This is a genomic window from Cohnella baijiui, assembly GCF_020731285.1.
In the GTDB taxonomy this organism is placed as follows: domain Bacteria; phylum Bacillota; class Bacilli; order Paenibacillales; family Paenibacillaceae; genus Cohnella.
Genome location: NZ_JAJFOW010000083.1, coordinates 1 through 3,689, shown reverse-complemented (window position 1 = coordinate 3,689; position 3,689 = coordinate 1). Strand labels below are relative to the sequence as shown.

The 3,689-nt window shown below is 62.5% G+C and carries 3 protein-coding genes; all 3 read right to left on the bottom strand.

The window, feature by feature from the left end:
* Nucleotides 1-558: 558 nt before the first annotated feature.
* From LKX83_RS31700 to LKX83_RS31690, 3 genes are read right to left on the bottom strand one after another with little or no spacing between them, the layout of a single operon-like run.
* Nucleotides 559-1,191 carry a fumarylacetoacetate hydrolase family protein gene (locus tag LKX83_RS31700; RefSeq protein WP_227887236.1) on the bottom strand — a complete coding sequence of 211 codons (633 nt, stop codon included), beginning with the start codon at nt 1,189-1,191 and terminating at the stop codon, nt 559-561.
* Nucleotides 1,188-1,955: a glycerophosphodiester phosphodiesterase gene (locus LKX83_RS31695; protein WP_227887235.1), complete on the bottom strand. Its 768-nt coding sequence runs from the start codon at nt 1,953-1,955 to the stop codon at nt 1,188-1,190. The genes LKX83_RS31700 and LKX83_RS31695 overlap by 4 nt, the downstream gene beginning before the upstream one ends.
* A gap of 39 nt (nt 1,956-1,994) precedes the next feature.
* Nucleotides 1,995-3,242, bottom strand: a complete 1,248-nt coding sequence (locus LKX83_RS31690; RefSeq protein WP_227887233.1) for a CapA family protein — start codon at nt 3,240-3,242, stop codon at nt 1,995-1,997.
* Nucleotides 3,243-3,689 lie beyond the last annotated feature (447 nt).

Below are 3,689 nucleotides of genomic sequence, written 5' to 3'. Positions count from 1 at the left end.
AAGCGTGGCGGGCAAGCGTGGCGGGCAAGCGTGGCGGGCAAGCGTGGCGGGCAAGTGGGCTATGGAAAGCAGATATCGGTCTTACTGACTTACGAGAATGTACTGGATAACGTGCGATTGGTGCAGTTGGGTCAGTTGGGGCGATTGGCGTGTTGCGTTTGGTGCGATTGGTGCGAATGGTGCGAATGCTGCGAATGCTGCGAATGGTGCTAACAGTTGTCACTGAGCTTATCACTGGAATGAATCGCTTTAAAAAATTCTAACGGATCTGAGCATCGTTATTTCATGCAAACTAAGGAGTTTTAAACGAAATTCCGACAAATAAGCTCGTCAGCAACCGTTAGCAATCGAATCGGAACAAATCGAGCTAAATAAGCGCCATTACAACCGTTTAGCGTTTGCCGACCGCCAAAGCAGACCCCATTTCGAGGTCCGGGCGGGCCGACGCTCCGCGGTCGGGATTGCGCCGGTCGGATTGCGCCGGTCGTCCTCCATGCCGAACAGGGCTGACACCAAGCTCGCCTAAGCTGGCGTCAGCCCTTCTCATTTCCAATCGCGTCAGATGCGGAACGTGCCTTCGCCCACGGGCTGCTCGTTCCAGAAGAGCTCGGCTCGGTCCCCGTCCCGGAGCGCGCCGACGCCGGCCGGCGTCCCGGTGAACAGCAGGTCGCCCGGCCCGATCCCGTAGCGCGCGCCGACGTGGTCCGTCAGCTCGCGCAGGCCGAACACCATATCGCGCACGTTGCCGCGCTGCACCTCTTCCCCGTTCAAGTGGAAGCTGAAATCTGCCGCCAGGTTCGTCTCCGCGCCAAAGATCAGCCAACGGCCAAGCGGCGCCGAATGGCGGAAGCCTTTGGCCGCCAGCCACGGGTAACCTTTGGCCTTCAGGCCTTCCTGCACGTCGCGCAAGGTGAGGTCCAGTCCCACGGCGAAGTGGGTGTAGAGCTCGTGCAGCGCGATGCCGGGCTCGAACCGCCGGCCGGCGAGAAACACGAGCTCGGTCTCGTAATGAATGGCGCCTTCGCCGGCCGGCAGCGCGATCGCCGAGCCGTCCAGGGCGACGGCGGCATGCGTAGGCTTGGAGAAAATCATCGGCGATTCGGGGACCGCGTTGCCGAGCTCGGCGGCGTGCAGCCGGTAGTTGCGGCCGACGCATAAGATGTTGCGATAGTCCGATTGCGTAAATGTCATCGAGCGGGAATTCCTTTCGTCACGGCCGCCAGCCAGCGATCCGGGTAGTTGGTGCAGATCAGGAACGGCTGCGGCATCGCCGCCAGCCGAGCCAGATCGCGGGGATGATTCGGCGTCCAAGCCATCACGCGGATGCCGGCTGCCTCCGTCTCGTTCAGAAGAGAAGGAACGACGTGTCCGAAGCCGATGGAGAGGACGTCGGCCTCCAGCGACTTTAACGTCGCGATCAGGCTGCTCGGGCGCTTGTCGATGATGAGCCCCGTGCTGATTTCGGGGGCGTGCCGCTTGACTGCGGTCAAATATTTCGTCTCGAACGAAGTGATGATGGAATTGCGCTCCCGACCGTACGCCCGCAGCAGCGAAGCGACGCGTACGGCGAACAGGTCCGGGTCCGGCGTGCCCTCCTTCATTTCGATGTTGAGCCGGCACCGCCCCGCTGTAATCTCCAGCACCTGTGCCAGTGTCGGGACGGGCTCGCCGGCATAGACGCGGTGGAACCAACTGCCCGCATCCAGGCAGCCCAGCTCACGCGCGGTCAAATCGCGCACCTTTCCTTTGGCATTGGTCGTGCGGTTCAGGGTGGCGTCGTGGATGACCACGGGCACCTCGTCCTTCGAGAGATGAACGTCCAGTTCGATCCATTGGACGGCGGGCTCGGTCATCGCCAGCTTAAACGCGGCCAGCGTATTCTCGGGCGCTCCGCCGGACCAGCCGCGATGCGCAACGCACGGGTGCAACTGCGCGGGAGAAGCAGTCGTCGTCATCACTCGTTCCCTCCATTCCCCTTGGCTTTGTCTCTGTCGTCACCTCGCGACGGAGATGACGCCGTTCTCGTCGATTTTGGCCCCATAGGACAGCTCGGACAGTCTGGACAGCAGCAGCTTCGCGCTCACCGGCTCCATCGGCGCCGGCTGGGAGTCGGTCGAATACATCGGAACGAAATGCAGCGCGCAGGCGCCTTTGGCCGTGCACTTCGCCGTCAGCACGCCGGTCTCCTGCGTCTTGGACGGCTGGACGGGCGTCGTGAAAATGAAGTTGCCGAGGCTGTAGGCGATCCACTTGCCTTTGTACGCCTCGAAGCCTTGAAGGACGTGCGGATGGCTCCCGATGACCAGGTCGGCGCCGGCGTCGATCAGCGTATGTCCCACGCTCGTCTGCTTGGCGATCGGCCGATCCTCTCTTTCCTTACCCCAATGGACCATGACGACGACGAGGTCGGCCACTTCCTTCGCAGCTTTGATCGCCGCGACCGTCCGGGTCGTATCGTACGTTTCGGCTACGCCGGGATGATTGCGGTCCGCCTTCCAGGAGACTTCCGGCACGACGTTCGAGACGCCGATGTACGCGACCCGGAAGCCCCCATGCTCCAGGATGGCCGGTGTGAACGCTTCGGTATCATCCGCACCGGAGCCCATATGCTGCAATCCGACGTCGTCCAACGCGTCCATCGTGTCGCGCAGCCCTTCCCATCCCTGATCCAGCGTATGATTGTTCGCGAGGCTCAAGACGTGAAAGCCGGCATTTTTAACGCCTTTCAGGTAAGCGGGTTTGCCTTTGAAGACGAACTGCTTGTTTTCGGCCGGCGTGCCTCGCATCGTGATGGGCGCCTCCAGATTGCCTGCGACGAGATCCGCTTCCCGGAGCACGTCCTTCGCCAGGGCGAACGGATAGTCGACTCCCTTTTTCTCCATCAGCTCTCCGACACGGGCCGCGGGCAAAATATCGCCGACGAAGGCAAGCGACACGGTCGCATCGCCCGGCGCGGGCGTTCCTTCACCCGGCATGGCGTCCGGTTCATCCGACGGCGCCGGCTCCTGCTCCGACTTGCCCGTAGCCGACGGCTGCGGCGCGCTCGGCTGGGCGGAGTGCGTAGGCGATGCGCCTGCGCTCCCCGGACCGGATCCGGGCCGTTGGCCGTCCGACCGCATCGCGTCGGCGACGTACCACCCGCCCGCGACGAGGACGGCGATCAGCAGCATCAAGTTGACGTACAACCATCTTCGGGCACGCCGTCGCGACTTCTGCCGCGATCGAGTGCGGGAATAAGACATGAATCGTGTCCCTCCGATCTCCTCTTCATGCCGGTAATTATACCATATCGCCCGCCCTCGCGAAGGTTACTTTTTCCTCCCGTTCCCTCTTTCCAATCCGAACAAGCGGTTGCTGACATAGGGGTAGCTGCCGCGCCGACGTTGCGCGAATCCTGCAGCCGCTCGGCGGCGGAAGCTCCCCAAGGCAGCGTCAGAACCGAGAAGTCCGCGTTGAATGGATTGGCGATGTCGACGACGATTTTGCCCGCGAGTCTCGCGCGTGTATTTGCGCTCAAGGCAGCAGGTCGCGGTACCACAAGGCTGGGACGACCACGTCCGCTTCGAGCGCTTGGTCCATTCCGACGGGCCGCGGGCCGCGGCGCCGGCAGTGCGTCCGCCACGGTATGTACGGAACTTTTTACAGTACATCTGTCTTCCGAGCCCCCCACACACGGTATGTACGGTACT